The sequence below is a fragment of the Nocardia sp. NPDC004722 genome, from assembly GCF_053601505.1.
In genome coordinates this window covers 1-4,071 of record NZ_JBSGBY010000701.1, presented here as the reverse complement: position 1 = coordinate 4,071, position 4,071 = coordinate 1, and the positions used below count along the sequence as shown (strand labels likewise).

The following is a 4,071-nucleotide window of genomic DNA, read 5'->3' as shown; positions in this document are numbered from 1 at the left end:
TCTCGATGCGGTGCCGTCGGACACCTTGTCACCGGATGCGGCCGCGGCGCTGTTCGACACCGTCGTGCGCCCGCTGCGCACCGCCATGCGCGCGGTGGGCGTGCTCGGCCTGATCATCGCGGCCGCCGTGTACGTGACCGGGCCCGCGCCGGCGGCGGGGAACCTGCGCCGGGCATTCCAGCGGGCGCTGCGCTCGGTGTGGCGCACGCGCTACCGGCGGCCGCCCAGCGCGGTGGAGACGTTCACCGCGCGGCATCGGATGTCCTTGCGGCTCACCGTCCTCGCGGCCCTGGTGGTCGCCCTGCTGTTCTGGCCCTATCCCAGCGCCCTTGTGGTGGCGGGGCTGGCGCTGACCGGGCTGGTGCTGCTGGCAGCCGTCGAGTTCCTGGGCCGGGGGCCCGGCGAACCCGAATCATCGTGACACCGACCGATTCTCGGAGCCGAGGAACCGAATCATCCACCACGCATGAGGCCGCCGATCCCCGACCGGGGCAGCGTGGTGGGCACACGGGAGGCGACCCGCCGACCGTGGCACCGACAGTGAGGAGCCGTTGTGCGGAACTACCCACCGATCGCCGACCACGGCCTGATCGGCGACCTGCAGACCGCCGCGCTGGTCGCCACCGACGGAACCATCGACTGGTTCTGCTGCCCCCGATTCGACTCGCCCACCGTCTTCGCCGCCCTGGTGGACCACGAACGCGGCGGGCACTGCCGGGTACAGCCCGCGCAACGGCCCTACCGCAGCAGCCAGATGTACTTCCCCGACACCGCGATCCTGATCACCCGCTTCATGACCGACGTCGGCACCGGCGAGATCATCGACTTCATGCCGCCGACCGGCAGCGACTCCACCGACCGTCACCGGCTGGTGCGGATGCTGCGCTGCGTGCGCGGGCACATCACCTTCGAACTCGACATCGCCCCGCGCTTCGACTACGGCCGCCGCGCCCACACCACGCACGTCGACGACGACGGAGCCCTGTTCGACTGCGGCCCGGCGAGTCTCACCCTGCACGCCGTGCGCGAGCCCGGCGATCCCCGGCTGGCGCAGATCCAGATCACCGAGAAGGGCACCCTGCACGGCCTGCTCCCGCTCGAGGCCGGGCAGATGCGCGGGTTCGTGCTGGAATCCGGTGCGCCGCAAGGCCCGCAGGCCATCCGGGTCGCCGAGATCGAGCAGGTCTTCCAGGACACGGTGGACTTCTGGCATCGATGGCTGTCCCGCTCGACCTATCGCGGACGCTGGCGCGAGATGGTGGATCGCTCGGCCATCACGCTCAAATTGCTGACCTACGCGCCGACCGGGGCCATCATCGCCGCCCCGACCGCGGGGCTGCCCGAACAGCTGGGCGGCGAACGCAATTGGGACTACCGCTACGCCTGGATCCGCGACGCCTCGTTCTCGGTGCACTCGCTGCTGGCACTCGGATTCACCGAGGAGGCAACGGCTTTCGCGCGCTGGCTGCGCGGGCTGTACCGGGATGCCGACGAACCGTTGCAGATCATGTACCGCATCGACGGCTCCACCGATCTGAAGGAGGAGGTGATCGAGCACTGGGAGGGCTACCGCGGCTCGCACCCGGTGCGCATCGGTAACGACGCCTCCGGCCAGCGGCAACTCGACATCTACGGGGAACTGCTCGACAGCATCTACCAGGCCGATCGGCGGGGCGTGCGGATCAGCCACGAGGGCTGGAAGGATGTGACCGGACTGCTGGACTGGCTGGGCGAGAACTGGGACCGGCCCGAGGAAGGCATCTGGGAAACCCGCGGCGGGCGTGCGGATTTCACCTACGGACGGTTGATGAGCTGGGTCGCGTTCGACCGGGCGGTGCGGCTGGCCAACAAGTACGGGCTGCCCGGGCCGATCGAGCGCTGGCGTGCACACCGCGACCGCATCCACGATCAACTGTGGGAACGCGGCTGGAATCCGCGGCGGCGGGCGTTCGTGCAGCGCTACGACTCCGACGTCCTCGACTCCTCGCTGCTGCGCATGGTGCAGGTCGGATTCGTCGCGCCGCGCGATCCGCTGTGGCTCTCGACGCTGTCGGCGATCCGCCACGATCTGGTGACCGACAGCCTGGTGCACCGCTACGACCCCGCGGCCTCCCCCGACGGGCTGGAGGGTTCCGAGGGCACCTTCTCGCTGTGCACCTTCAACTACGTGAACGCCCTTGCGCGCGCGGGGAATCCGGCGCAGGCGCGGCTGGTGTTCGAGAAGATGCTCACCTACGGCAACCATGTGGGCCTCTACGCCGAGGAGATCGGGCTCACCGGAGATCAGCTCGGCAACTTCCCGCAGGCCTTCACCCATCTGGCCCTCATCGACGCGGCGATCACCCTCGACCGCGCCATGGACGCGGCCCCGGCGGTCGGCTCAGGCCGGTGACGGCGGGGCGGCGGCCCGCGCGCGGGTGCCCAGCAGTTCGGCGGCCACCAGCACCCAGACCGCCCCGGCCACCGCGAGCAGTATCCTGCCCAGCACCCGGGCCCAGCTCAGATCCAGTGCGGCACCGGTGGACAACGCGGCCACGGCCGTCATGCCGAGCGGGAACACGGTGGCCCAGCGGCGCACGTTGTAGCCCGGCCGGAACCGGACCACCTCGGCGACCACGAGGATCACGTAGAAGGCGAGGTTGAGGCCGACCAGCGCCAGGGTCATGGTGCGCAGGACCGAATCCAGGGTCCCGGTGAATCCGTGCCAGCCGACGAGTTTCGACCCGGCCAGCGCGGAGATGGCCAGCGCCCCGGTCATGACCCACTGGTCGCCCTCCCCGCGCCAGATCTGCGTGACGTCGAAATGGGTGAATGCCAACGCGTACAACGCGATTCCGAGCACGAAGCACACCAGCGCCGCGACCATGAGCCATTCCCCCACGCCCGCGCGCGCCAGCGTGGCCCCGAGCACGGCCAGGCCCTCGGTGGCGACGCAGACCAGGAAGACCGCCCCCGGCATGCGCCGCTTCCAGTGGCCGATCACCAGGGCGAGCAGCACCGGCCACAGGATCGCCGCGATCACCAGCAGCGCGGTGGCCACGAAATGCCAGCCGAGCAAGGCGATTCGGGTTCCGAGCACCGTGGTGGCCGCGACCGCCGTCAATGCCGGTGGCGTGTCGGCCTCGCTCTCCCACCGGGTGTGCGTCCACAGCAGCCGGGACACGAAGTCGGTGGCCAGCGCCAGCCACACCGCGGCGGCGAGCGCGAGCGCCACGCGTGACAGGGGTTCGAATCCGGTGAGATGCAGTCCCACGGAAAGGATTCCGGTGGCCATCACGAAAGCGCCCATGGCCGGGGGTAGTTCACGCCACCACCGCCCGGAGTCGCCCGGATCGCTCAGGGTCAGCGCCGAGAGCACCGCGGCGGCCAGGATCATGAACGCCGAAACCTGCAGCGCCACATCGAGTCCGTGATGGAAGGCGACGGTCCCGGTCTTCAGCGCTTCGGGGACTTTGGACGCGTATTTGAGCATGGTCCCCAGGTCGATGCCCGACGGGATGCGGCCGCGCTCGACCGCGTCGATGGCGGTCGGCTGCAACTCCGGCGGCAACCCCAGTTCGGTGAGCTTGGTCTTCAGGTCCGCGGTGAGGAAACCGTTGACCAGCGAGCCGAGCACCGCGACCCCGACCGCCGCGCCGACCTGTCGCATGGTGTTGGTGGCCGCGGCGGCCATACCGGAATGCGCGGCAGGCACCCCGGTCAGCACGGCGGAGGTCAACGGCACCACGGCGATACCGAATCCGAGCCCGGCGACCGCGAGCGTGGCCGACAGTTCCGCGAATCCGATGGTCCCGTCGAGGGCGTGGCGGGTGAGCAGGATCCCCACGGCGCTCACCACACAGCCGACGATCATCGGGGTGCGCGCGTCGGTGCGGGCCACCCAGTACCCGGCGGCCAGCGAGCCCACCACGATGGCGGCCGCCATGGGCGCGAACACCCCGGCCGTGCGCAGCGCCGAATAGTGGATCATCACCTGGAGATACAGCGCGGTGAAGAAGAAGATCGAGAACACCCCGAAGTAGACGGCGAACGCCACCCCGAGCGCGGCCCGCACCGGCGCGCGATGGTGAT

General features: G+C 70.1%; 2 protein-coding genes and 1 pseudogene. 2 read left to right on the top strand and 1 reads right to left on the bottom strand.

What is annotated here, in order from left to right; translation table 11 throughout:
* Both ACWELQ_RS40145 and ACWELQ_RS40140 read left to right on the top strand, forming a co-directional pair.
* Positions 1–421: pseudogene (locus ACWELQ_RS40145) on the top strand (hypothetical protein); the annotation flags it as partial.
* 132 nt (positions 422–553) lie between these two features.
* Positions 554–2,392, top strand: a complete 1,839-nt coding sequence (locus ACWELQ_RS40140) for a glycoside hydrolase family 15 protein (RefSeq protein WP_452402231.1) — start codon at positions 554–556, stop codon at positions 2,390–2,392.
* Here ACWELQ_RS40140 and ACWELQ_RS40135 read toward each other — a convergent pair.
* Positions 2,381–4,071: SLAC1 family transporter (locus ACWELQ_RS40135; RefSeq protein ID WP_452402230.1), on the bottom strand; the 1,691-nt coding region annotated here is incomplete at its 5' end. The two genes, ACWELQ_RS40140 and ACWELQ_RS40135, sit on opposite strands and share 12 nt — an antisense overlap.